22 protein-coding genes are annotated in these 24,112 nt (G+C 58.3%); 11 read left to right on the top strand and 11 right to left on the bottom strand.

The features are described 5' to 3' along the window. Nucleotides 1-131: 131 nt before the first annotated feature. On the top strand, nt 132-662 hold the full coding sequence (locus tag J2W17_RS19570; protein WP_307337819.1) for a ferritin-like domain-containing protein: 531 nt from the start codon (nt 132-134) through the stop codon (nt 660-662). A gap of 137 nt (nt 663-799) precedes the next feature. Here J2W17_RS19570 and J2W17_RS19565 read toward each other — a convergent pair whose 3' ends face one another. The 3 genes from J2W17_RS19565 to J2W17_RS19555 form a co-directional block, all read right to left on the bottom strand. After that, nucleotides 800-1,504 (bottom strand): hypothetical protein, encoded by a 705-nt coding sequence (locus J2W17_RS19565; protein ID WP_307337816.1) that lies wholly within the window; start codon nt 1,502-1,504, stop codon nt 800-802. 65 nt (nt 1,505-1,569) lie between these two features. Beyond that, nucleotides 1,570-2,352: a hypothetical protein gene (locus J2W17_RS19560; protein ID WP_307337813.1), complete on the bottom strand. Its 783-nt coding sequence runs from the start codon at nt 2,350-2,352 to the stop codon at nt 1,570-1,572. A gap of 256 nt (nt 2,353-2,608) precedes the next feature. Then, nucleotides 2,609-4,678 (bottom strand): AsmA family protein, encoded by a 2,070-nt coding sequence (locus J2W17_RS19555; protein ID WP_307337810.1) that lies wholly within the window; start codon nt 4,676-4,678, stop codon nt 2,609-2,611. 386 nt (nt 4,679-5,064) lie between these two features. On the opposite strand from J2W17_RS19555, the gene J2W17_RS19550 reads away from it, so the two are divergent. The 7 genes from J2W17_RS19550 to J2W17_RS19520 all read left to right on the top strand — a co-directional run bounded on the left by J2W17_RS19550 (nt 5,065) and on the right by J2W17_RS19520 (nt 10,418). After that, nucleotides 5,065-5,577, top strand: coding sequence for a hypothetical protein (locus J2W17_RS19550; protein WP_150743955.1), 513 nt, complete (start codon nt 5,065-5,067; stop codon nt 5,575-5,577). A 170-nt stretch (nt 5,578-5,747) separates the two neighbouring features. Further along, nucleotides 5,748-6,380 (top strand): TetR family transcriptional regulator, encoded by a 633-nt coding sequence (locus tag J2W17_RS19545; RefSeq protein ID WP_307337805.1) that lies wholly within the window; start codon nt 5,748-5,750, stop codon nt 6,378-6,380. A 196-nt stretch (nt 6,381-6,576) separates the two neighbouring features. Then, nucleotides 6,577-7,077, top strand: coding sequence for an urease accessory protein UreE (gene ureE / locus J2W17_RS19540; RefSeq protein ID WP_307337802.1), 501 nt, complete (start codon nt 6,577-6,579; stop codon nt 7,075-7,077). Next, nucleotides 7,074-7,748, top strand: a complete 675-nt coding sequence (locus tag J2W17_RS19535) for an urease accessory protein UreF (RefSeq protein WP_307337800.1) — start codon at nt 7,074-7,076, stop codon at nt 7,746-7,748. The genes ureE and J2W17_RS19535 overlap by 4 nt, the downstream gene beginning before the upstream one ends. 23 nt (nt 7,749-7,771) lie before the next feature. Beyond that, nucleotides 7,772-8,386, top strand: coding sequence for an urease accessory protein UreG (gene ureG, locus J2W17_RS19530; protein ID WP_307337797.1), 615 nt, complete (start codon nt 7,772-7,774; stop codon nt 8,384-8,386). A 34-nt stretch (nt 8,387-8,420) separates the two neighbouring features. Beyond that, on the top strand, nt 8,421-8,993 hold the full coding sequence (locus J2W17_RS19525; RefSeq protein ID WP_307337794.1) for a HupE/UreJ family protein: 573 nt from the start codon (nt 8,421-8,423) through the stop codon (nt 8,991-8,993). A 297-nt stretch (nt 8,994-9,290) separates the two neighbouring features. Further along, complete coding sequence (locus tag J2W17_RS19520) at nt 9,291-10,418, top strand: AGE family epimerase/isomerase (RefSeq protein ID WP_307337790.1); 1,128 nt, start codon at nt 9,291-9,293, stop codon at nt 10,416-10,418. Between the two features lie 119 nt (nt 10,419-10,537). Here the strand turns inward: J2W17_RS19520 and J2W17_RS19515 are convergent, their stop codons facing one another. From J2W17_RS19515 to amaB, 8 genes are all read right to left on the bottom strand, one after another. Then, nucleotides 10,538-11,308 carry an SDR family oxidoreductase gene (locus J2W17_RS19515; RefSeq protein ID WP_307337787.1) on the bottom strand — a complete coding sequence of 257 codons (771 nt, stop codon included), beginning with the start codon at nt 11,306-11,308 and terminating at the stop codon, nt 10,538-10,540. An 846-nt stretch (nt 11,309-12,154) separates the two neighbouring features. Continuing rightward, nucleotides 12,155-12,871: an ABC transporter ATP-binding protein gene (locus J2W17_RS19510; protein ID WP_307337784.1), complete on the bottom strand. Its 717-nt coding sequence runs from the start codon at nt 12,869-12,871 to the stop codon at nt 12,155-12,157. After that, nucleotides 12,868-13,740, bottom strand: a complete 873-nt coding sequence (locus J2W17_RS19505; protein ID WP_307337781.1) for an ABC transporter ATP-binding protein — start codon at nt 13,738-13,740, stop codon at nt 12,868-12,870. The genes J2W17_RS19510 and J2W17_RS19505 overlap by 4 nt, the downstream gene beginning before the upstream one ends. Further along, nucleotides 13,737-15,020 carry a high-affinity branched-chain amino acid ABC transporter permease LivM gene (gene livM / locus J2W17_RS19500; protein ID WP_307337778.1) on the bottom strand — a complete coding sequence of 428 codons (1,284 nt, stop codon included), beginning with the start codon at nt 15,018-15,020 and terminating at the stop codon, nt 13,737-13,739. Before livM ends, J2W17_RS19505 begins: the two co-directional genes overlap by 4 nt. Before the next feature lie 3 nt (nt 15,021-15,023). Beyond that, nucleotides 15,024-15,938 (bottom strand): ABC transporter permease subunit, encoded by a 915-nt coding sequence (locus J2W17_RS19495; RefSeq protein WP_307337775.1) that lies wholly within the window; start codon nt 15,936-15,938, stop codon nt 15,024-15,026. Nucleotides 15,939-16,185: 247 nt separating this feature from the next. Continuing rightward, nucleotides 16,186-17,319 carry a branched-chain amino acid ABC transporter substrate-binding protein gene (locus tag J2W17_RS19490; protein ID WP_307337772.1) on the bottom strand — a complete coding sequence of 378 codons (1,134 nt, stop codon included), beginning with the start codon at nt 17,317-17,319 and terminating at the stop codon, nt 16,186-16,188. Nucleotides 17,320-17,682: 363 nt separating this feature from the next. Continuing rightward, the gene (gene amaA, locus J2W17_RS19485; protein WP_307337769.1) at nt 17,683-18,966 is read right to left on the bottom strand and encodes an L-pipecolate oxidase; all 1,284 of its coding nucleotides are present in this window, start codon (nt 18,964-18,966) and stop codon (nt 17,683-17,685) included. 153 nt (nt 18,967-19,119) lie between these two features. Continuing rightward, the gene (amaB, locus tag J2W17_RS19480) at nt 19,120-20,610 is read right to left on the bottom strand and encodes an L-piperidine-6-carboxylate dehydrogenase (protein WP_307337766.1); all 1,491 of its coding nucleotides are present in this window, start codon (nt 20,608-20,610) and stop codon (nt 19,120-19,122) included. Nucleotides 20,611-20,785: 175 nt separating this feature from the next. On the opposite strand from amaB, the gene J2W17_RS19475 reads away from it, so the two are divergent. From J2W17_RS19475 to nadE, 3 genes are all read left to right on the top strand, one after another. Continuing rightward, complete coding sequence (locus J2W17_RS19475; protein WP_307337764.1) at nt 20,786-21,697, top strand: LysR family transcriptional regulator; 912 nt, start codon at nt 20,786-20,788, stop codon at nt 21,695-21,697. Nucleotides 21,698-21,927: 230 nt separating this feature from the next. Beyond that, the gene (gene pncB / locus J2W17_RS19470; RefSeq protein ID WP_307337761.1) at nt 21,928-23,163 is read left to right on the top strand and encodes a nicotinate phosphoribosyltransferase; all 1,236 of its coding nucleotides are present in this window, start codon (nt 21,928-21,930) and stop codon (nt 23,161-23,163) included. Nucleotides 23,164-23,167: 4 nt separating this feature from the next. Beyond that, entirely contained in the window at nt 23,168-23,995 is an 828-nt protein-coding gene (nadE, locus tag J2W17_RS19465; protein ID WP_307337758.1) for an ammonia-dependent NAD(+) synthetase, read from the top strand. Nucleotides 23,996-24,112: the final 117 nt, after the last annotated feature.

Below are 24,112 nucleotides of genomic sequence, written 5' to 3'. Positions count from 1 at the left end.
CATCTGCCTCACCGGATTTTGCGATTGATCATTTGCATAAAACTTTTCGCTGCGCCCATCACTCACAGCTTAAGTAGCGATCACGTCCCAAGAGGCGTGGCGCAAAACGGATTAGCCTCCAGGAGATCGAGATGAGCGATATGCATTTGTCTGATGTCACTACCCTGCGCGAGCGTGCCCGCAAGAACGTCGAAAACGGCGCAGTTACCGAAAGCTACAGCGCCGACCGCGAAGAAGTACTGCGCCTGCTCAACGAATCGCTGGCCACCGAACTGGTCTGTGTGTTGCGCTACAAGCGCCATTACTTCATGGCCAACGGCCTCAAGGCCCACGTGGCCGCCGACGAATTCCTCGAGCACGCGACCCAGGAAGCCGAACACGCCGACCGCCTGGCCGAACGTATCGTGCAACTGGGTGGTGAACCCGAATTCAACCCCGACCTGCTGTCGAAAAACTCCCACGCCCAGTACGTGGCCGGCAATTCGCTCAAGGAAATGGTCTATGAAGACCTGGTCGCCGAGCGCATTGCCATCGACAGCTACCGCGAGATTATTCAGTACATTGGCGAACAAGACCCTACTACCCGCCGTATCTTCGAAGACATCCTGGCCCAGGAAGAAGAGCATGCGGATGACATGGCTGATATTTTGAAAGATCTGTAACGGCCACGCAGCCTTGTTGCGCATAAATAACGCCATAAGGCTGCATTCCTTACAATACGAAAAGACCGTTGGACTAATCCAACACTATTGGCTTTTCAGAAGGGCAGTCATGTCTCGCACCTCATCGACGTGCCAATTCAGCTACTGCAGTGAGGCTCGTCATCAGCGAAGAGATTCACTACTAGCGGAGCAGTCATTTCAGGAAGACTGCCAAGAATTTTCTCTCGCATCCGGGCTCTTTCATAGCTTGACTTATTCAGCACAAGCTTGGTGACTCCAACAATGACCTCACCTGAAACCAGCTCACTTTTGAATTCCTGGTTGAAAAGATTATCGCAAACCGCTTGACCAGTCTTGAAGCAGACAAATCCAGTGTATAAAGCAGGCCCTCGCACCACCAAGCTGACTTGCAGAGCAATGGTTGAAACCGTAGAAATTTGGTCCTCGCCTTGGTAGTCCAGCGCATGCTTTACCGCAGATGAGGCGATTAACTCTGAGGCAGAGGCTTGTTGAAAACAGTTCATCAGCCGTTCGTATTGCTTCGCCTGGGCCAAGTCCAGGCTTAACCTGTTCCGAATAAGCTGTTTCAGGACAAAGGAAGTATTTTCGCCCGACTCAAAACTGGAAAACCGGTGACTTCCAACTTCCCACTTCGACTTGCTCATCGCTTCGGAGTGATATTTATACCACTGTTGCGGCTGGGCAAACCTGTCTACATTTGAGTCCGCATACAATCGCGCAAACAACATTGAATCAATTACGTCTTTTCTCCATACTTCAGCGAGCTCAACAGAAACAGAAGAAAAATTTCCTGCCACTGATAAAACGATATCCTTATCCATAGTACTATCCTTCTCGATCAGCTCAGAATCGGGAGGCCAACTGCTCATCCCGATTAGCAACAGAGTTATTTCAATTTAACGCCTTTGAAAAAATCATCCGAGTTTTGATCCAGCAGCTCGATAATCTGATCTCGCCTGCGCTCATGCTGGGCCATATTAAGCTCCATTACAGACGCCACTCGCTTCATTCTCACATTACTTAATTTCCATTTCCAGAACCAGGCACCACCTTGCGACGTCGAAAGCTGACAATCAAACGCAACAAGCGTGGCGATTGCCGTACCTCCAGGCGATTGCAAGCAGGGTATTAGCCTAAAGTCCTTGTCCTTAGCTTTCGAACTATTGTTATCGAAAAGTGTAAGAAGCTCCTCATCGCCTTTAATTTTATCAAAGCTAGCCTTCAACAAATTCGTTAGCGCTGGAGCATTCCTGCCAGCCGTTATCTTGATGATATCCAGTACAATGGCATCCATGGTGATGGCTGTTTGCTTGCTCACCTGATCCTGGTATTTATGATTAGTCAATGACCAGCCACAATGCTTCAGTGCTTGAGCGTACTTCCCATGCCACTCCATTGGCTTTTCATCTTTATCCGAATAAGAATCAGCGTAGCGCTCGGCAAAATGAATGCTATCCGCCGCCGCTTGCTTTTTATCTTCGTCGATATTATCGGTAAAGCCGATTGCGGCCGGCACACTCTCGCCCAACAGCAGGTCAGACTTGGCCACTGCCAACTCACTTGATCCAGAGAAAGACCTGATGCCAGGTAATTTTTTTACTGAAGGCAAGAGTTGCGTATTATCAAAAAAAGCTCGGCTTTCTGCGATGCTCGGCACTAACATGTTCATATAAATCTCCAAATCCATATGGGGTATTTTTAGACCAGCCGTCCGGCTGACAATGGCAATTTACCAGCCTGCATTTCACTTACCAAACTTCATGCGTGTCACATTATTACCTGAACGCCAGTTATTGGATCAACGTCAATCAGACTAATCAACGAAGCCGTAATAAGGAGTGGTTCCTTTGACGTTCGAAAAATCCGCATATAGACCCAAGGCGCGGCCCATCCATTGCGAACAACAGACAGGCTACAGAGCCTGTTTACCCCTTGACTGTCTTCGGCGCCTTGCCCGCCTTCATCTGCTCCAGCAACGGTGCGCACTGGTTAGGCTCGCCCCCACTCGGCGCTATCAATGCCAGCAGTCCCGCCGCCGGCGCGGCAATGACACCCAGCGCAACCATCCCGGCACCACGCAGTAACAGTGGCACGGGTTTCACACCAGCATCCGGTTTGATGAACTTGCCCCGCACGTACAGCGGCGAACGCAACGAGATCAAACGCCAGCCCTTGGATTCCGGGGAGATGGTCAGGTCCAGTTGCTCGGTTGCCATATTCGCCGTGCCATCGATATAGATAATCGCGTTCTCGGTATCGAAGACAAACAGCCGAATGCTCGCCAGACCGGTCTTGATGTCGAAGTCGGCTGCCGCGCAGTTGATCTTCACTTCCTTGTCGCCAAAGATCTTGCCGACCACATAGTTACCGACATTCAGCCCGGCCAGTTCCATCAATTCGCGACTGATGGCGCCGTCATTGATCAGCATTTTCAGGTTGCCATTGGAAGTCGCCAGCAATTTCGCTACAGAGTTGCCACGACCGGTTATATCGGCATCACCATTGAGTTCACCGAAACTGGTTTTCATCGGCTCGAACGTGGGAAACAACTGTTTGAGCTTGAATCCGCGAGCAGTGAGTTTCGCCTGGCCTTCCAGCGGCTCAGTGTGTCCGTTGAGGCGAATCTGCGCATCCAGCTTGCCACCCGCCACACCGAAACGCAGGGGTTCCAGACTGAGCACGCCGTCCGTCAGCACCAAATGGGTATAAAGGTCATTGAACGGCAGCCTTTCGCTGTGGACGATGCGCTTGCCGGTGAATTCGACGTCGGCATCCATGTCGCGCCAGCGCTCGGTCTTGAACTCTTCGACCGGCAATGCTTTGTCCGCCGGTTGCTTGCTTTCCCCGCCACGGGCTTTTTGCTTGGCGTTCGAATCTGCACCAATCAATGGCGCCAGGTCGGCAAACAGCAATTGGTTGGACACCAGCGAGCCGCTGAGTTTCGGCCGTGGCTGGCTGGCGACGTAGGCCAGGCTGCCCTGAATGTCGCTTGCGCCGATCTTGCCGTTGAATTCCTCATAGCGGAACACGGCGCCACCAGGCTCATGCAGCTTGGCGATCAAATGGCCGTCTGTGGCATAGGGTGGCGTATCCGGCAGGGTGACGCCGGTCAACGGATACAGATTGCCGAGACTGGTACCGGCCAGTTTCAGCCGCAAGTCCAGCGCCCCCAGGTTCAGTGGGTCGGTCAGCGTACCGGCCAGCTCGACATGGGTGTCGGCGATCCTGACCTGAGCCTGAAGCGGAAACGGCCTGGCCGCATCCTGCAGGGCCAGCAGGCCGCCAATCTTGCCTTCGCCCGCCACGCTCTGGTTGTGGTATTGGCCTTTGACCTTCAGGGCGAACGCGTAATCCTGGGGTGCGCCACCCTTCTCCTGCGCGGTTTTCGCCGCCTTGTCGCCAACGATATCGCTGAATGGAATCGGTTTGCCCAGCGGGTCGATGATCAGGTCGAGCCGGGTCTTCAGGCTCCGGTCGTCGAGGGTGACGTGACCCTTGTCAAAGCCGATCGCGCCAATGTCCACCACCCAGTTCGATGGCTCGGCGTCCGGATCCTTGGGATCGAACTTGAATGTCCAGTTGGCGCGGCCGTCAGCCAGGCGCTGCAGCTCGGCAGAGGGTTCGGTGAGGTCGATGCGCGGGATCACCACCCGTTGTGCCAACAAAGCCAAGGGTGAGATGCGCAGTTCGACGCGCCTGAGAGTGACCATCTGCGGTTGCTTCGACCAGTCCGGGTTGCCCAGGCTCAAGTCCTCGGCCACTACATGCGGCCACGGCACCCAAGCCCGCCAGCCGCCTTCGTCGGGTTCGCGCTGCCAGATGACCGCCAGGTTGCCATTGATGGCGAACGGGCGGTGCAGCTCTTCAGATACTTTGGCATTGAGTGGCGGTTTGATCCGGTTCCAATCGAAGAACGCGATGACCAGAACCAGTAGGGCCAGCAGGACAACAAGGCTGGCGACCGTCCAGAGAAGAATTTTACGAGTGCGCGTCATTGCACAGAGCTCCTGATACGACTGAGCGCCCTGACTGCGACGCACGTGTGAAACGTTAGGCCAGAACCGGCCTGCCATGAGATCTACGACTGAAAAACCGGCCCCAGGTTTAATGGAAAGTCTGATTCGCACACAAATAGCCGTTCGACCACTGACGTACTCCCGCTTCAGCGTTACCGCACCCGCACTTTTGCGTGACGCGAGTGAGTCGAAAATACCCACCCCGGTGCAAAACCGTCCTTCGGAAACACCCGATCTAGAGCCTTTTCAACGAACAATCAATTCCATTGATTATTACCATTGCGTTTATGAACTTTTATATCGACTTATCGAGAGTAGCATTGCCTTCGTACCCACTTTATCGCCCTCCTACGGAGCATCCAATCATGAAACGTCAATTACTGCTTAGCCTTACCCTCTCAATGCTGGCCAGCACTGCTTTTGCCCTGCCGGCGGCCGACCAGGCTACTCCGCAAGTGAAATCCAGCCATTCGGTATTCAGCCAAACCGTCGCCGAAGGTGGCAATGATCGCCTGAAAGAAAAAGGCCTGATCACTCAAGACGGCTCGGACCGTACACCACAAGGTCAGACCCTGGCGGCTGACGGTTCCGATCGCACCCCACAAGGCCAGACCCTGGCGGCTGACGGTTCCGACCGCACCCCACAAGGCCAGACCCTGGCGGCTGACGGTTCCGATCGCACCCCACAAGGCCAGACCCTGGCGGCCGACGGTTCCGACCGCACCCCACAAGGCCAGACCCTGGCGGCTGACGGTTCCGATCGCACCCCACAAGGCCAGACCCTGGCGGCTGACGGTTCCGACCGCACCCCACAAGGCCAGACCCTGGCTGAAGGTGGTGGTGACCGCGTCATCGAACGCAACAGCGCCTTGAGCTAAGCCCATGGCGGCCCTGAAAAAAAGCCCAATCCACGGATTGGGCTTTTGACTTTATAGTGTTTCACCTTGCTCACGCCGCATTTCCCCCATGATCACCCGATAGTCGTTCGACGCAGGCAAAGACGATTTGCTAGAGTGCGTCGCTGTCCCTGTCCAGAAAACGCCCTGCGATGCTGCCCCGCGCCGAACAAAAACAACAGACCCGCCACGCCCTGATGGACGCTGCCCGCCACTTGATGGAATGCGGCCGAGGATTCGGCAGCCTGAGCCTGCGCGAAGTGGCACGGACCGCCGGCATCGTGCCAACCGGTTTCTACCGGCATTTCGCCGACATGGATGAATTGGGTTTGGTGCTGGTCAGTGAAGTCGGTCAGACGTTCCGCGAAACCATCCGCCTGGTGCGCCACAACGAATTCGTCATGGGCGGCATCATTGACGCCTCTGTGCGAATCTTTCTCGACGTGGTGTCAGCAAACCGGTCGCAATTCCTGTTTCTGGCCCGCGAGCAATATGGTGGCTCATTGCCGGTGCGCTTGGCCATCGGTCGTTTGCGCGAAGACATCAGCTCGGACCTGGCAGCCGATTTGTCGCTGATGCCGAAATTGCAGCATCTGGACATCGCCGCCCTTGGCGTAATGGCCGACCTGATCGTCAAGAGTGTGTTTGCGACACTGCCGGACATCATTGATCCGCCGGCGCAGGCGCTGCCCGAACACCTGACACCGCAAGCGAAGATCACCCAGCAGCTGAGGTTCATCTTTATCGGATTGAAACATTGGCAGGGTTTGGGAAGTACCGAGTAGATCCGTGGTTTATGGTCGAGCTTTCCATGTGCGCTGCAAATTGGTGCATTGCACTCCTCCACCGCACCAAATGAAATCAAATCTCTGGGCCGCATCCAAAAGTCTTACAGGCTTTGGCGCCTTTTTCCTACACATCGCTTCATTGGCAAGCCCCTTGCTCTAGCCCTGACTATCGTTCATTGCTGGAAGCCTTCCGATGCTGGTGATTCATCGCAGAATCGACCCTCAACCCGTTTGGGCCGCCGAGTTGCATCTGACCTTCGAAGCCCGCAGCAAAAGCCGCCTGCGCTGTTTCAGTGCTGACGGTGAAGACGTCGGATTGTTTTTGGAGCGAGGTCAACCGCCGCTGTATGACGGCGAATGTCTGCAGGCCGAAGACGGGCGCATCGTCCGTGTCCGCGCCCGGGCCGAACAACTGCTGCACGTCACCTGCGCCAATGCTTTTGAACTGACCCGCGCCGCCTATCACCTGGGAAATCGCCACGTGGCCCTGCAAGTCGGGGATGGCTGGCTGCGCCTGCTCGATGACTATGTGCTCAAGGCCATGCTCGAACAACTGGGGGCCAGGGTCGAGGCCAGCGAAGCGCCGTTCCAGCCGGAACACGGCGCCTACGGCGGTGGCCATCATCATTCACGCCATGGCGACGAAGATTTCAATTATCCGCCGAAACTGCACCAGTTCGGCGTGCGTTCATGAATCCAGCCTGGGCACTGCTGCGTCTGGCCAGTCCGCAGTTGCCGATTGGTGGCTACAGCTATTCCCAAGGCCTGGAAAAGGCAGTGGATAACGGCCGCGTCAATGATCCCCAGAGTGCGCGACGCTGGATCAGCGATCAACTGCTGCTGAATCTGGCACGCTTCGAAGCGCCGCTCCTGCTCGCCCATTGCACGGCCGCGACCGACGAAAACTGGGCCGACTTGCTACAACGTTGTGAAGAACACCGCGCCAGCCGGGAAACTCGTGAGTTGCACCAGGAAAGCCGGCAAATGGGTTATTCCTTGCAGCAACTGCTCAATGGCTTGCCGGAACTGGATGCCCCGGCCCGCGCCTTTCTCGACCAACAGCCGGAACCGCACCTGGCCCTCGGTTGGGCGCTGGCCGCTCGCGCGTGGCACATCAATGCGCAAGACGCGCTGGCGGCATGGCTCTGGAGCTGGCTGGAAAACCAGCTGGCGGTGTTGATGAAAACCCTGCCCCTGGGCCAGCAAGCCGCACAACGCCTGACCAGCGAACTGCTGCCATTGCTGCAACAGGCTCAGCAAGACGCTACCCGAATCAACCCCGGACACTGTGGCAGCGCCGCTTTCGGCCTGTCGTTGGCGTGCATGGCCCATGAGCGCCAGTACAGCCGCCTGTTCCGTTCCTAGGGCCTTTCAATCTGGAGAATCACATGAACACACAACCTCTGCGTGTCGGCATTGGCGGTCCGGTCGGTTCAGGTAAAACGGCGCTGACCCTGGCCCTGTGCCTGGCCTTGCGCGACCGATACAACCTGGCCGTGGTGACCAACGACATCTACACCCGCGAAGACGCCGACTTTCTGGTGCGCAACGAGGCCCTGGCACCGGAACGGATCATAGGTGTGGAAACCGGCGGCTGCCCGCATACGGCGATCCGCGAAGATGCGTCGATCAACCTGGAGGCCGTGGATCAACTGAACCGCCGCTTTCCCGGGCTCGACCTGATTCTGGTGGAGTCCGGTGGTGACAATCTTTCGGCGACGTTCAGCCCGGAACTGTCCGACCTGACCATCTACGTGATCGACGTGTCGGCTGGCGACAAGCTACCGCGCAAGGGCGGACCGGGGATCTGCAAGTCCGATCTGCTGGTGATAAATAAAATCGATCTCGCACCGCTGGTAGGCGCGTCGCTGGAGATGATGGACAGCGACACCAAGCGCATGCGCAACGGCAAGCCGTTTGTGTTCAGCAACCAGAAAACCGGCCTGGGCCTGGAGGAAATCATCGCCTTCATCGAACGCCAGGGCTTGCTGACCGCGGCCTGATCTCGCCAACTGTTATTAACAAGGAAGCTGATCCATGACACTTAAACGCATTCTGGGCGCCATGGCCCTGCTGCTCACTCCTGCCGTTGCCTTCGCCCACCCGGGTCATGGCGATAATGGCTGGATCGCTGGCATCACCCACCCGATCGGCGGCCTCGACCACTTGTTGGCGATGGTTGCAGTCGGACTGTGGGCCGCGCAGCAGAAAGGCACTGCGCGGTGGGCGTTGCCGTGCACCTTCGTCGGCACCATGCTGTTGGGTGGACTCTTGGGTTTTGAAGGGCTGAACTTGCCGGCGCTGGAAAACGGGATTGCAGCGACAGTGCTTGCGTTGGGGCTGGCGGTTGCTTTGGCGGTACGTCCGCCGTTGAGCCTGGCGATGGGTGCAACGGCATTGTTTGCGCTGTTCCATGGTGTGGCGCATGGGTTGGAGTTGCCGGAGATGTCGAGTCCCTGGGCGTATGCGGCGGGGTTTGTAGTCGCGACGGCGGCTTTGCACGCGGCGGGTTATGCAGTGGTGCGGGTGTTGCCTCAAGCGGCGGCACCCTTGGTTCGACTGGCGGGTGCGGGTTCGGCGGCGGCTGGTGTGTGGTTGCTGGCAGGCTGATTTTTGTATCGCCTGTTATAGCCTCTTCGCGAGCAAGCCCGCTCCCACAATTGTTCTATGTACACAGTTCCACTGTGGAAGGCTCCCACATTTGTCCTGCGCTCACAGCTCCACTGTGGAAGGCTCCCACATTTGTCCTGCGCTCACAGCTCCACTGTGGAAGGCTCCCACATTTGTCCTGCGTTCACAGTTCCACTCTGGGAGCGGGCTTGCTCGCGAAGGCGGCCTTACAGACACCGCATCTCTCAGGCCTGCTAACATGTCGCGCAATCAACCCTGCCGTGACGACGCCAGCCAATGCCGCATCCTCCCCGCTCCGCCTTCCAACCTGAATTGACCGCGCTGTTCGCCTCGGTGCAACAGCATTTTCAGGATGTCATCGTGCCGCTCTGGCAAGGACCCGGCTGGAACCCCGAGTTAGGGTTGCCCTATGAGGCGCTGGACGCCAGTCATCAACCGCTGCCACCTCAACGCTACCGGGCCATGGCCTGCGCGCGGCAGTTGTATCTGTTTTCCAGCCTGATCGGCCAGGTGCCAGACGCGCAAGAACGTGCCGCGGCATTGTTTCACTCCTTGCAGCAGCATTTTCACGATGCCGAATACGGTGGCTGGTTCTACAGCATCGATCCGCAGGGGACGCCGCTGGATCAGCGCAAAGACCTCTACACCCACGCATTCATCCTGTTCGCCTGCGCTCATTACTGGGACAAGGTCCGCGAGCCGCAGGTGGAATCGGTACTCAACGCAACATTGCAAGTGATTGCGCAGCATTTCGCCACGGGTGACGGCCTGCACGAAGCCAGCCTCGATCGCGATTGGTCGTCGCTTAACACCGGGCCGCTGCAGAATCCGCTGATGCACCTGGCCGAAGCTTTCCTTGCCGCGTTGTCGGTGCGCCCGGACAATGCCATGCAAGACGCGCTCGTCGATTTATGCACAGCCATGCACAAGCGTTTCGTTGATCCGCAACACGATGTGTTGATGGAAAAACCGTTGGGGTCTGTGGATAACTGGTTTGAACCGGGACATCAGTTCGAGTGGTATTTCCTGCTGGAGTCTTCACCGTTACTGCGCGGCTCGGCACTGCACACGTCGCTGGAACGCGCTTTCGCGTTCACCGAGCGACTGGGCGTTGATCCACACACTGGCGCAGTGCGGGCGATGCTCGACCTGGATGGGCACTCCAAGGATGGCACCCAACGAATCTGGGCCCAGGCTGAATACCTGCGAGCCCTGACCCTGCGCCCGAACGGCGAGGATGCAGTGCTACAGCAGTTACAGGCATTGCAGCAGCGCCATCTGCATGCAGGCGGCTGGTATGAGTGTCGGGATGAGCAGGGTGAAGTGAGTCGGCAGGACATGCCTTCGACTACGCCTTATCACTTGGCGACCTGCTATCGCGGGCTGGTCGACTATCTGGGCTGACTGCCAGATCGCAATCGCGGGCAAGCCCGTTCCCACAGGGTTTGTGTCGTTCGCGCAAAGGCGATTCGACATAAAACCTGTGGGAGCGTGGCTTGCCCGCGATTGGCCGTTACACGGTCTTACGCCTTGTCAGCATTACGCTCGATGGCAAACCCGCTCCAGCTCTGGCTCACCGGCATCAGCTCCAGGCTATTGATGTTGATATGCGCCGGGGCGTTCAGGACCCAGAAGATCGTATCGGCGATGTCTTGTGGCTGGATCGGCTCGGCACCGGCGTAGGTCGCGTTGTAACGATCCTGGTCACCCGCGAAACGCACCAGCGAGAACTCGCTCTCGCACAGGCCCGGCTCGATATTACTGACGCGCACGCCTGTTCCTTGCAGGTCACAACGCAGGTTCAGGGAGAACTGTTTGACAAACGCCTTGCTCGCGCCATACACGTGACTGCCCGGATATGGGTAGTTACCCGCGACGGAGCCAAGGTTGACGATCCCGGCGCCACGGCCATGGGCGATCAGGCGCGGTAACAGCAGGCGAGTGCTGTACATCAAGCCTTTGATGTTGGTGTCGACCATGGTGTCCCAATCGTCGAGGTCGCACTTGGGTGCAGGGTCGACGCCCAAGGCCAGGCCGGCGTTGTTGATCAGCCCGCGCAGTTTAGCGAACGCAGGCGGCAAATTGGCTATCGCATCCTCCATGGCCTTGCGATCACGCACGTCGAGCACCAGGCCATGGACCTCTGTCTGCTTCGACAGCTCGGCGCACAGGGCGTGGAGGCGCTCTTCACGACGGCCTGTCAGCACCAGTTTCCAGCCGGCGTCGGCAAAACGACGGGCGCAAGCCTCACCAAAACCGGAGGTCGCGCCGGTAATAAACAGGGTGTTGGACATCGTGTTCTCCTTGCTTCGGCTGACGGGCAGCCAGTGAGATAGAAAAAATCAGCTGGCAGCATGCCCCGACCGGCTTCCACCGGCAACACGAGATCGCGTTTTTGGATGAAAACTGATCAATCATGGCTAAGCCTTGCCCTGCTTGGGTTACAGCCATGTGCACGCACCTTATCCACAACCCCATCCACACATTCAGGGGGCAAGTGAAAAAGCTGAAACCCGCTGTGCACAAGGCTTTAAGAGCAGTTTTGAAATTTTTCCGCTTGACCCTGGCCGCCCTCCCGTGCAGCGCTAAGGCAATTTGCACGATTCAGGTAAAACCAACGATGGCGCCAAGCCAGTAACTACGGCCTCCAGCCGGGTCTTTCCAGAGTTTAGTCACAGACTTATCCACAGGCTGCCTTCTATGATTTCGACCCGCTTTCGCCATCATTAAAAAGGTTGACAACGGCGGCTTCACGCCCGACAAAAACGACTGATCAAAAAACAACCACATCGCTGCAGGCCGCGTTTTCAAAGGCTTTCAGCCACCTACTCCCACGTTATTCACAGCCAGTTCCACAGCAAACGGGGACAAGTCAAAACTGTGACAAAACAACTATTTGCAGCGACTTTATGTCGCGCTTTGGGAGGTCGTGAATATTGTTTTCCACAATTTCCAAAAAGCACATGGAGATCCTTCTGGGAGTGGGCTTGCTCGCGAAGACGGCAGCACATCCAGCATCAAAGTGGCTGAAACACCGCCTTCGCGAGCAAGCCCGCTCCCACAAGGAATTTGCGGTGTTTGAGGACGTAAAAAAACCCCGGCGATTGCTCGTCGGGGCCTGTTTTTTACAGCAGGGGAACTCAGTGCCCGCCCAGATAAGCGTTACGCACCTCCTCGTTGACCAGCAGCTCCTTGCCGGTACCGGTGATGCGGATCTCGCCGTTGACCATCACATAGGCCCGGTCCGACAGCTTGAGGGCGTGGTTGGCGTTCTGCTCGACCAGGAAGATGGTCATGCCGGTCTTCGCCAGCTCCCGCAGAGTGGCGAAGATCTGTTTCACCACGATCGGCGCCAGCCCCAGGCTCGGTTCATCGAGCAACAGCAATTTCGGCCGGCTCATCAGCGCCCGGGCGATGGCCAGCATTTGCTGCTCGCCACCGGACATGGTCATGGCCCGCTGAGTGCGCCGCTCCTTGAGCCGTGGAAACAGCTCGAACATGCGCTGCATGTCTTCGGTGGCGTACTTGTCACCGATCGGGATGGTGCCCATCAGCAGATTTTCCTCGACTGTCATGTCAGGGAACACCCGGCGACCTTCCGGCGACTGGGCAATGCCGTGGGAAGCGATGTAATGGGACGATTTGTGGGTGATGTCCACCCCTTGATAGACGATCTCCCCGCCTGACGCCCGCGGCTGACCGAAAATCGACATCAGCAAGGTCGATTTTCCAGCGCCGTTGGAGCCGATCAGGCTGACGGTTTCCCCTTCGTTGATGTGCAGCGATACTTTCTTCAGGGCCTGGATCGGCCCGTAAAACACGTCCAGTTCCTTGAGCTCGAGGATGGGTTGAGTCATACCACCTCCTCTTCGTCGGCGCCCAGGTAGGCGGCAATGACCTTGGGATCGTTGCGAATGGCTTCAGGCCCGCCTTCGGCGATGACGATGCCGTGGTCCAATACCACGATGTGATCGGAAATGCTCATTACCATGCCCATGTCATGTTCGATCAGCACCACGGTCAGATCGTGCTCGTCACGCAGCAGCCGGAGCATCGCGCTCAGCGCTTCGGTTTCCTGAGGGTTGAGGCCGGCGGCCGGTTCGTCGAGACAGATGATCTGTGGCCGGGTGCACATGGCCCGGGCGATTTCCAGGCGGCGTTGTTGCCCATAGGACAGCTCGCCGGCCAGACGGTTGGCGCAGTCCACCAGGTCCACCACTTCCAGCCAGTAGAACGCATGGTCCAGCGCATCGCTTTCGGCCTTGCGGTAGCCCTTGGTGTTGAGGATACCGGCCATCAGGTTGCGGTTGACCCACATGTGCTGGGCGACCAGCAGGTTTTCCAGCACCGACATTTCCTTGAACAGGCGAATGTTCTGGAACGTGCGCGCCAGGCCCGCCCGGTTAACCAGGTGGGTACCGCCAAACATCTTGAAGCGCAGCCGAGTGATAAAGCTTTTCGGTGAAACGAAATCGACGGCTTTGAATGATTCGCCCAACAGCTGGATCACGTCGGTTCGCTCGCCACGGGTATTGAGTTCGATCTTGCCGCCAGAGGCCTTGTAGAACCCGGTCAGGCAGTTGAACACGGTGGTCTTGCCGGCACCGTTGGGGCCGATCAGGGCGAAGATCGAGTTGCGGTGCACCTTGAGGCTGACATCGCTCAACGCCTTGATGCCGCCGAAGTGCATCATCAATTTCTCGACCGAGAGTACGACTTCGCTCATGGCGCTACTCCTTTACGCGGGGTCACACCGGTACGGCTGATCCGAATCAGGCCGCGCGGTCGCCAGATCATCATCAACACCATCAGGATGCCGAACAGCAATACGCGGTATTCGGCGAAGCCGCGCAACAGTTCAGGGGCCACGGTCAGCACGAATGCGGCGATGACCACGCCAATGGTCGAGCCCATGCCGCCCAGTACTACAATGGCAAGGATCAGTGCCGATTCGAAGAAGGTGAACGAGGTTGGATTGACGAAGCCTTGATAGGTGGCGAAGAACACGCCGGCCAGGCCAGCCGTCGATGCGCCGATGGTGAACGCCGAGAGCTTGACCAGTACGTGGTTCAGGCCCATGGAACGGCAAGCGATTTCGTCTTCGCGCAAGGCTTCCCAGGCGCGGCCGACCGGCATGCGGGTCAAGCGATGTTTGACGTACAGCACGGCCAATACCACCAGGAACAACACCGCATAAATGAAGTAATACTTCACGTCCGGGTTATAGGCGATGCCGAAAAACTCATGGAACGGAACTCCCCCCTCCTTCGCTCGTTTACCGAACTCGAGGCCGAAGAAGGTCGGCAACGGCGCCGCCATCCCGTTCGGGCCGCCGGTCAGGGATAGCCAGTTATTGAGGATCAGGCGGATGATTTCACCAAAGCCCAGGGTCACGATCGCCAGGTAGTCACCGTGCAGTCGCAGCACCGGGAAACCCAGGATGCAACCGGCCAGGCCAGCCGTTATCGCCGCCAGCGGCAGCACCGTCCAGAAACCCAGCCCCAGGTATTGATAACCCAGCGCCAGTCCGTAGGCTCCGATGGCGTAGAACGCCACGTAACCCAGGTCGAGCAAGCCGGCCAGGCCGACCACGATGTTCAGCCCCAGGCCCAGCAGCACGTAGATCAGCCCGAGGATGACCACGCCCAGCAGGTAGGAGTTGGAGAAAAACGGGAACACCACGGCGACGACGATCAACACCGGAATGATCCAGCGCAACCGGGATTTGTAGTCAGGAGGCAATACATGCACCCCGGAGCCGGTGCTTTCAAAGCCCTCGAGGATTCTCAGGCCCTTGGGGGTTTGCAGGAACAGGCTCAGGGCAAAGCGGCCGGCCATGACGATGGCGACAATCCATGCCACCCGGGTCGTTTCCAGGTTGAAGCCGTAGCCGTCCAGGACCACGCCGACAATCGGGCCGAACACAATCAGGGCCACGAGACCGGCAAGAATCGCGTCAACCAGGCTTCTTTTCAGATCAATGGTTTTTTTAGTGGTTGAAGACATCGCTTACACCTTCGACACAAGAGGACGGCCGAGCAGGCCTTGGGGCCGAAAGACCAGAACGAGAACGAGCAGCGAGAAGCTGAAGACGTCTTTGTAGTCCGAGTTGACCAATCCGGAGAACAGCGACTCGGAGATCCCGAGAATGATCCCGCCGAGCATTGCCCCGGGCAGCGAACCGATCCCGCCCAGCACCGCGGCGGTGAACGCCTTGATGCCGATGATGAAGCCGGCGTAGAAGTCGAATGTGCCGTAGTTCATGGTGATCAGCACGCCGGCCAGGGCCGCCATCCCCGCACCGATGATGAACACGTAGGAAATCACGCGATCGGTGTTGATCCCCAGGATCGAGGCCATCTTGCGGTCTTGCTGGGTGGCGCGGCACATGCGGCCGAGCTTGGTGTACTTGATGACGTAGGTCAGCAGGGCCATCCCGGCAAACGCTGCGACCAGAATGAAGATCTTGGTGTAGGTGAGCTGGACGAAGCCGGTCCCGACTTCCACTCGCCATGCGCCGGTCAGCAGTGTGGGCACGCCTTGTTGCCGGGCGCCTTGAGCGATCTGTGCATAGTTTTGCAGGATCAGGGAAATACCGATGGCGCTGATCAGCGGGGCCAGTCGGGTTGAATTGCGCAGCGGTTTGTAGGCGACGCGCTCGATGACCCAGCCATACACCGCCGTGACGATGATGGTGAAGACCAGTGTGCCAAGCATCAGCAGGGGGAAGGATTCAATACCGAAGTATGCCAGCAGAGCCAGACTGATTGCCGCGAGGTAAGCGGAAATCATGTAAACCTCGCCGTGGGCGAAGTTGATCATGCCGATGATGCCATAGACCATTGTGTAGCCGATGGCAATCAGGCCATAGACCGACCCGAGGGTCAGACCGTTGACCAGTTGCTGCAGGAAAATACCATCCATAACGCAATCTCACGCAGTGAGAACCTGCACACCTGTGGGGGGTGTGCGGTTCTTCTAAGGAAAATACAGATGAGCAATGTCAGTCGCGATCGGCCTGGCCGCCACCGCCCCCTGTAGGAGCGAGCTTGCTCGCGAAGAACCCGAGGACAATGCGTTTAATCAGCAAGTACGCGTTATCGTTGACGTTTTTCGCGAGCAAGCTCGCTCCTACAGGGGATCTGTGGGGATCAGCCGATCGAGTCAGCCCTTACTTCTGTTTTTCCAGCTGGTGGTATTTGCCGTCCTTGTCCCACTGGTAAACCACGTAGTCGGAGACTTTCAGGTCGCCCTTGGCGTCCCAGGTCTTCTCGCCCATCACGGTCTTGACCGGGTTTCTCTTCAGCCACTCGGCGGCTTTCTCGCCGTTGTTGGACTTGGCGCCGTTGAAGGCAGCGGCCAAGGTCTGGACCGAAGCATAGGCGTACAGGGTGTAGCCTTCAGGCTCGGTGCCCTTCTTGCGGAACTCATCCACCACGGTCTTGCTGTCTGGCAGCATGCGTGGGTCGGCGCCGAAGGTCATCAGCACGCCGTCGACGAATTGCGGACCGCCAGCGGTGGTCACCAGTTCGTCGGTCACGATGCCGTCGTCGGACATGAACTTGACGTCCTTGAGACCTTGCTCACGCAGTTGACGCACCAGAGGACCGGCTTCCGGGTGCAGACCGCCGAAGTAGACGACGTCGGCGCCAGCGCCGCGGATCTTGGTGACGATGGTGCTGAAATCTTTCTCGCCCCGGGTCAGGCCTTCATACAGCACCGGCTTCACGCCGCGTTTTTCCAGCTGGGCCTTGGTAGCGTCCGCCAGGCCTTGGCCGTAGGTATCCTTGTCGTGCAGGACCACGACTTTCTTGCCCTTGAGCACGTCGACAATGTAGTCGCCGGCCACGATGCCTTGCTGGTCGTCACGCCCGCACATACGGAACATGGCGCTCAGTCCGCGCTCGGTTACCGCCGGGTTGGTCGAACCTGGAGTGATCGCAATGATGCCCGCTTCATCGTAGATCTCGGAAGCCGGGATGGTCGACGAGGAGCAGAAGTGACCGACCACGCCAACGACTTTCTGGTTGGTCAGGTCCTTGGCGACCGTCACAGCCTGTTTCGGTTCGCAGGCGTCGTCGCCCTTGACCAGTACGATTTTTTCCCCATTGACGCCGCCCGCTGCGTTGACCGCATCGGCCGCCGCCTGTGCACCCTTCATGTACTGCTCGCCAAATGCCGCGTTGGCACCTGTCATCGGACCCGCCACACCAATTTTTACGTCAGCCTGTGCAAACGCAGAAACACCCAACGCAGCTGCCACTGCGAGGGCCAGAAAGCCTTTTTTGTAAAACGTCTGGGACATGAGGTGGTGCTCCATGGTTTTTTTAGTTGGCACTGCGACTTCTCCGAATGCTCAGAGCAAGGGCCGTGCCATCGGTTTTTTTATTCTGAGAAAAGCCGCTACCTTATTGTTCTTTCGACTGTTTCGATCCCATTTTCATTGGGTGTGCAACCGTCTAAACCGCGGGAGGTGAAACCAATTATTTTCAAAGGCGCAACCCGCATGCGCCATCATTGCAACCGCGGCGACAAACGAAGTGCAACCAGCCTGTAACAACGTGCGTCACCGAAGTGCACACTGCCGGTGCGCAACTGCTACAACCCGCACCACTACAGGCTAGTCGCTGCGCGCAAAATCGCCGCTTTCAGCAACATATTTCAACAATCAAATAACGATCCGCAGGCACTGGCCTGCGTGATACAGCGAAAAGCCGGCCTCGTACAGGCAGCTGCGCAATCCTGCCCCCGCCAATGGCTGCATCGGCGCGAACGGAATCGGCAAAGCATCAGGATTTCCGTTACACAAGTAATCGGCAAAGGCTTTGCCGACGACCGTACCCGTGGTCACCCCCCGCCCGTTGTAGCCAGTGACAGCCACCAGTCCGGGCGCCGGCTCGAACAGACGCATCAAATGGTCCGGGGTGAAAGCGATGCAGCCGGTCCAGGTGCACTCCCACTCCACCGTTTTCAGGAAGGGAAAATAGTGCTGCTGAACCCGGTCGGCCCAGGCCTTGAGAAACCAGGTCGGCTTCTTATTGCCGTTGCCCAGACTGCCCAGCAACAGGCGTCCGTCCTTGTCCCGACGAATACTGCTGAGGACCTGGCGGGTATCCCAGGAACCTTGGCCACCGGGAAGAATGTGTTGCGCCGCGTCCTCGGTCAGTGGGACCGAAGCCACCTGATAGTAGTAACCGGGGAAGAAATTGCGCCGCAACTCGGTCCAGTCGCCTTCGGTGTAAGCATTGGAGGCAATCACCACTTGCTCGGCAAGCACCGAACCCTGGGCCGTCTGCACCGACCAGCGCTGGCCCTGACGTTCGAGTCGGGTCACCGGGGAATGATCGAACAATTGACCGCCAAGGCCGATGGCCGCGTTGGCCAGGCCGCAGGTGTAGGCCATCGGGTTGAGGGTGCCGGCACGCCGATCGAGCAGTGCGGCGGCGATCTTTTTGGTGCCCGTCGCTTGTTCGCAGGCTTGACCGGTCAACAGTTCCACCGGCGCGCCGCGACGCTTCCATTGTTGTTCACGGCTGCGCAGGTCTGCCTCGCCGCGAGCGTTGTGCGCCATGTGCAGCGTGCCTTCGCGGCGCAACTGGCAATCGATGTTGTATTTGTCGACCAGGCTGAACACCAGGGACGGTGCCGCACCGAGCATGCGATTGAGCTGACTGCCCACCGCTTCGCCAAACCCTTCTTCGATCTCGTCCGGTGGAATCCACATCCCGGCGTTGACCAGCCCGACATTGCGTCCGGAACCGCCATGACCGGCACGATGGGCTTCCAGCACGCAGACACTTTTACCTTGTTCCAGCAGATGCACCGCCGCCGACAAACCGGTGAAACCGGCGCCAATGACACAGACATCGACCCTCACTTCGCCCTTGAGCGCCGAATTGTCCGGCCTTTGCGGCGTCAGTTTTTCCCACAGACACTCTTCGTGTAACGGCATTGCCAGACTCCAACCGAAACCTAACCAACACACACTTCAAATGTGGGAGCGAGCCTGCTCGCGATGGTCGTTAACGATAACGCGTGTTTACTGGCTAAACGCGGCGTTCTTAAGTCCATCGCGAGCAGGCTCGCTCCTACAGGGGATCACCGATCAGTCGAACGTAATGCCCTGAGCCAACGGCAGCTCCAGGGAATAGTTCACGGTATTGGTCTGACGACGCATATAGCCGCGCCATGCATCGGAGCCCGATTCACGACCACCGCCGGTTTCTTTTTCGCCACCGAACGCGCCGCCGATTTCCGCGCCGCTCGGGCCGATATTGACGTTGGCGATGCCGCAGTCGCTGCCCACTGCCGACATGAACCGCTCGGCTTCACGCACGTCAGTGGTGAAGATGCACGATGACAGGCCCTGTGGCACGGCATTGTTCAGGCGCAGCGCCTCTTCGAAATCGTTGTAACCGATCACGTACAGGATCGGTGCGAAGGTTTCGCTGCACACCACATCGCTCTGCTCCGGCATTTCAACGATCGCCGGCGAGACGTAATAGGCACCAGGGAACTTATCTTCCAGCTGGCGCTTGCCACCGAATACCCGGCCACCTTCACTCAAGGCCTGTTCCAGTGCGTCCTGCATGTTTTCGAAGCTGTGTTTATCGATCAGCGGACCAATCAGGTTGCCTTCCAGCGGGTTGCCGATGCGCACTTTGGAGTAAGCGGCCTTGAGTCGGGTGACGATTTCTTCCTTCACCGATTCATGGGCAATCAGGCGACGCAGCGTGGTGCAACGCTGGCCCGCGGTGCCGACGGCGCTGAACAGGATCGCACGCACGGCCATGTCCAGGTCGGCGCTCGGGCCGAGGATCATCGCGTTGTTGCCGCCCAGTTCGAGAATGCTGCGGGCAAAACGTGCGGCGATCTTCGGTGCCACTTCGCTACCCATGCGGGTGCTGCCGGTGGCGCTGATCAGGGCGACACGCGGGTCATCGACCAGCGCTTCGCCGGCATCGCGACCGCCAATGATCACTTGGCTCAGGTGCGGGGGTGCGTCGCTGAAGTTTTTCAGCACGCGGTCGAAAAGCGCCTGGCAAGCCAGGGCGGTCAGCGGGGTTTTCTCCGACGGTTTCCAGATCACCGGGTTACCGCAGACCAGCGCCAGCGTGGTGTTCCAGGCCCAGACCGCGACCGGGAAGTTGAACGCGCTGATCACGCCGACAATGCCCAGGGGGTGCCAGGTTTCGCGCATGTGGTGGCCTGGACGCTCGGAAGCGATGGTCAAGCCGTACAGCTGGCGGGACAGGCCGACGGCGAAATCGCAGATGTCGATCATTTCCTGAACTTCACCCAGGCCTTCCTGGGTGATCTTGCCGGCCTCCCAGGACACCAGCTCGCCGAGGTCGGCCTTGTACTCACGCAGGATGTCGCCCAGTTGACGCACCAGTTCGCCACGGCGCGGCGCCGGGACTTTGCGCCACAGTTCGAACGCATGATCTGCGCGACTGATGTGCTGCTCGACTTCGGCGGCGCCTTCCCAGTTCACGGCGGCGATGCGGCTGCCATCGATTGGCGAATGCACCGGCACTTTGCCGTTCTGATACAGGGCCGGGTTCACACCAAGACGATCAAGCAATGCGGCAACCATGGGTCACTCCTCAAGCAAAAAACAGAAAGTGGGCAGCCGGAAAATCACGACTGATCAGACCTGTAGTTTTAGCGCCCCCGAGGTTACTCAACAAACGACCTTTAAGAGAGATATCATTCCGTTTATTCATGCTGTGCATTGCTGGCAATAAAGAGACAAGAAGAAAGGACCGCCCATGCTGAACAAACGCTATCTGCCGTCGATCACCGCACTGCAGTGTTTCGAGGCTGTGACCCGGCATTTGAGTTTCACCCGGGCCGCAGAAGAGCTGAACCTCACCCAGAGCGCGGTGAGTAAACAGGTCGCGCAACTCGAAGAGTTATTGCAGCACCTACTGTTCCGTCGGGTACGCCGCCGCCTGCAAATGACCCCGGCCGGAGATTTGTACCTGGTAGAAGTACGAAAAATCCTCACCCAAGTCGAGATGTCGACCCATTACCTGCGCTCCTACGGCGGTGAAACCGAAGTCCTGCGCGTCTCCACGCCTCCGACCTTCGGCGCTCGCTGGTTGGTGCCACGGTTGAAAGGCTGGCGCCTGCGCCACCCGTCGATCCACCTGGACCTGTGCAGCGAACAGGAAGCCGACGATCTGCTGCAGGGTCGCAGCGACCTGGCTTTCTATTTTGGCCAGGGTTCGCGCCCCGGCACCGAATGCCTGAAGCTGTTCAGCGAAGAGCTTGTTCCTGTGTGTGCACCAGGCAGCCTGCCGGACACGCCATTCACCGATCCTACGCAGCTCACCGACCTGGTCCTGCTGCAAAACGCCTCCCGCCCCCAGGCCTGGCATGACTGGTTCGACAGCCAGGGCTACCATACCGAACACAGTTACCACGGCCCACGCTTCGAAACCTTCTACATGTGCATCCGCGCTGCCCAGGTCGGCTGCGGTGTGGCGCTGTTGCCGAAGTTTCTGGTGGAAGAGGAATTGGCCGACGGCAAGCTGGTCATACCCTGGAAGCACGCGATGCCCAGTACCGATGCCTATTACCTGGCGTACCCGGAGCATGCGGCGGATGTGCCGAAAGTGCGGGATTTTGTGAAGTGGATGTTGGAGCAGATTGATAGTCCGCAAATGTCATCTATTTAGGGTTGCCCCCAGCCCCTGTGGGAGCGAGCTTGCTCGCGATGGCGGTGGGTCAGTCAATATTGATATTGAATGAAATACCGCCATCGCGAGCAAGCTCGCTCCCACAAGGATCTGCTGCGGTCTAAAAAATCGCTGGCAATCCTCACCACCGATATGCGCCACTAGCCCCATTCATTGAAACAGCTGCAACGTCGCTGCCGCAGGCCGCGGCCAGCCTGGAGAACCCCATTATGAGCGAGAGTGTGTTTGCCGATCGCATCGTGCAGAACCTGCTCGACACCGACTTCTACAAACTGACGATGATGCAGGCGGTGCTGCACAACTACCCGAATGTGGAAGTCGAATGGGAGTTCCGTTGCCGAAACAGTGAAGATCTGCGCCCTTACCTGGCGGAGATCCGCTTCCAGATAGAGCGCCTGGCCGAGTTGAGCCTGAGTGCCGATCAGTTGAGTTTCATGGAGCGCATCAGCTTCATGAAACCGGATTTCCTGCGTTTCCTCGGGTTGTTCCGCTTCAACCTGCGCTACGTCCATACGGGGATTGAAAACGGCGAACTGTTCATCCGCCTGCGTGGACCATGGCTGCATGTGATCCTGTTCGAAGTGCCACTGCTGGCGATCGTCAGTGAAGTGCGAAACCGCTATCGCTACAGGGAAATCGTCCTGGAGCAGGCGCGCGAGCAGCTCTATCGCAAGTTCGACTGGCTGACCGCCAATGCCGGCAGCGATGAATTATCCGAATTGCAGGTCGCCGATTTCGGTACGCGCCGGCGCTTCTCGTTCCGCGTGCAGGAAGAAGTGGTGAACGTGCTCAAACACGATTTCCCCGGGCGCTTCGTCGGCACCAGCAACGTGCACCTGTCGCGTGAGCTGGACATGAAACCGCTGGGCACCATGGCCCACGAGTGGATCATGGCCCATCAGCAACTTGGGCCGCGACTGATCGACAGCCAGATCGCCGCCCTCGATTGCTGGGTCCGTGAATATCGCGGCCTGCTCGGCATCGCCCTGACCGACTGCATCACCACCGATGCCTTCCTCAGTGATTTCGACCTGTATTTCGCCAAACTCTTCGACGGCTTGCGCCACGACTCCGGTGATCCTGTGCTCTGGGCGGAAAAGGCCATTGCTCATTATCACCAGCTGGGCATCGATCCGATGAGCAAGACGCTGGTGTTCTCCGACAGTCTGACGCTGCCCAAGTCCCTTGAGATTTTCCGGGCGCTACGTGGTCGGATCAATGTCAGCTTCGGTATCGGCACCAACCTGACGTGTGATATTCCGGGTGTCGAACCGATGAGCATCGTGCTTAAAATGGCCGCCTGCAACGGCCAGCCGGTGGCGAAGATCTCCGACGAGCCAGGCAAGACCCATTGCAAAGATCCGAATTTCGTCGCCTATTTGCGACACGTTTTCCAGGTACCTGCCGCCCTTTCCAGTACGGCAGGCATTTCAAGCAAGGAGTGAATTCATGCAAGCCGAACAGCGTGAGATTGCTGAGCAGCTCAAGGTTCAACCGCCGTTCGCCGACCAGGCCGCCCTTGAGGCCGAAGTCGCCCGACGGATCACCTTCATCCAGGATTGCCTGGTCAATTCCGGCCTCAAGACGCTGGTGCTCGGCATCAGCGGCGGTGTCGATTCCCTGACCGCCGGGCTGCTGGCCCAGCGCGCCATGCGCGAGCTGCGCACACGCACCGGCGACGACAGCTACAAGTTCATCGCCGTGCGCCTGCCGTACCAGACCCAGTTCGATGAGCACGACGCCCAGGCCTCGCTGGATTTCATTGCTCCGGACGAACGCCACACGGTCAACATCGGCCCGGCGGTCAAGGCCCTGGCCAGTGAAGTGGCAGCGTTCGAAGGCAAGCAAGCGGTATCGGTGGATTTCGTACTCGGCAATACCAAGGCGCGGATGCGCATGGTCGCCCAATACACCATTGCCGGCGCAGCACATGGGCTGGTGATCGGCACCGACCACGCGGCGGAAGCGGTGATGGGCTTCTTCACCAAATTCGGTGACGGCGCGTGTGACCTGGCACCGTTGAGTGGCCTGGTGAAAAATCAGGTTCGGGACATCGCTCGCAGCTTCGGCGCGCCGGAGTCACTGGTGGAAAAAATCCCGACCGCCGACCTTGAAGACCTGTCACCGGGCAAGCCGGACGAAGCGTCCCATGGTGTGACTTACGCCGAGATCGACGCGTTCCTGCACGGCGAGCCGGTGCGCGAAGAAGCATTCAAGATCATTTGCAATACGTACAAAAAGACTCATCACAAGCGAGTGATGCCGTTCGCACCATAAGAACGTCGGCGTCTGTGCCGACGCCTTCGCGGGCAAGCCCGCTCCCACAGGATTTGTTGTCGGACGCCGGTAATGGGCACGACACAAATCATGTGGGAGCGTGGCTTGCCCGCGAAG

This window comes from Pseudomonas lini, from assembly GCF_030812475.1.
GTDB lineage: Bacteria > Pseudomonadota > Gammaproteobacteria > Pseudomonadales > Pseudomonadaceae > Aquipseudomonas > Aquipseudomonas lini_A.
The sequence above is the reverse complement of the archived record's forward strand: the minus strand, read 5'-3'. Positions and strand labels throughout refer to the sequence as shown.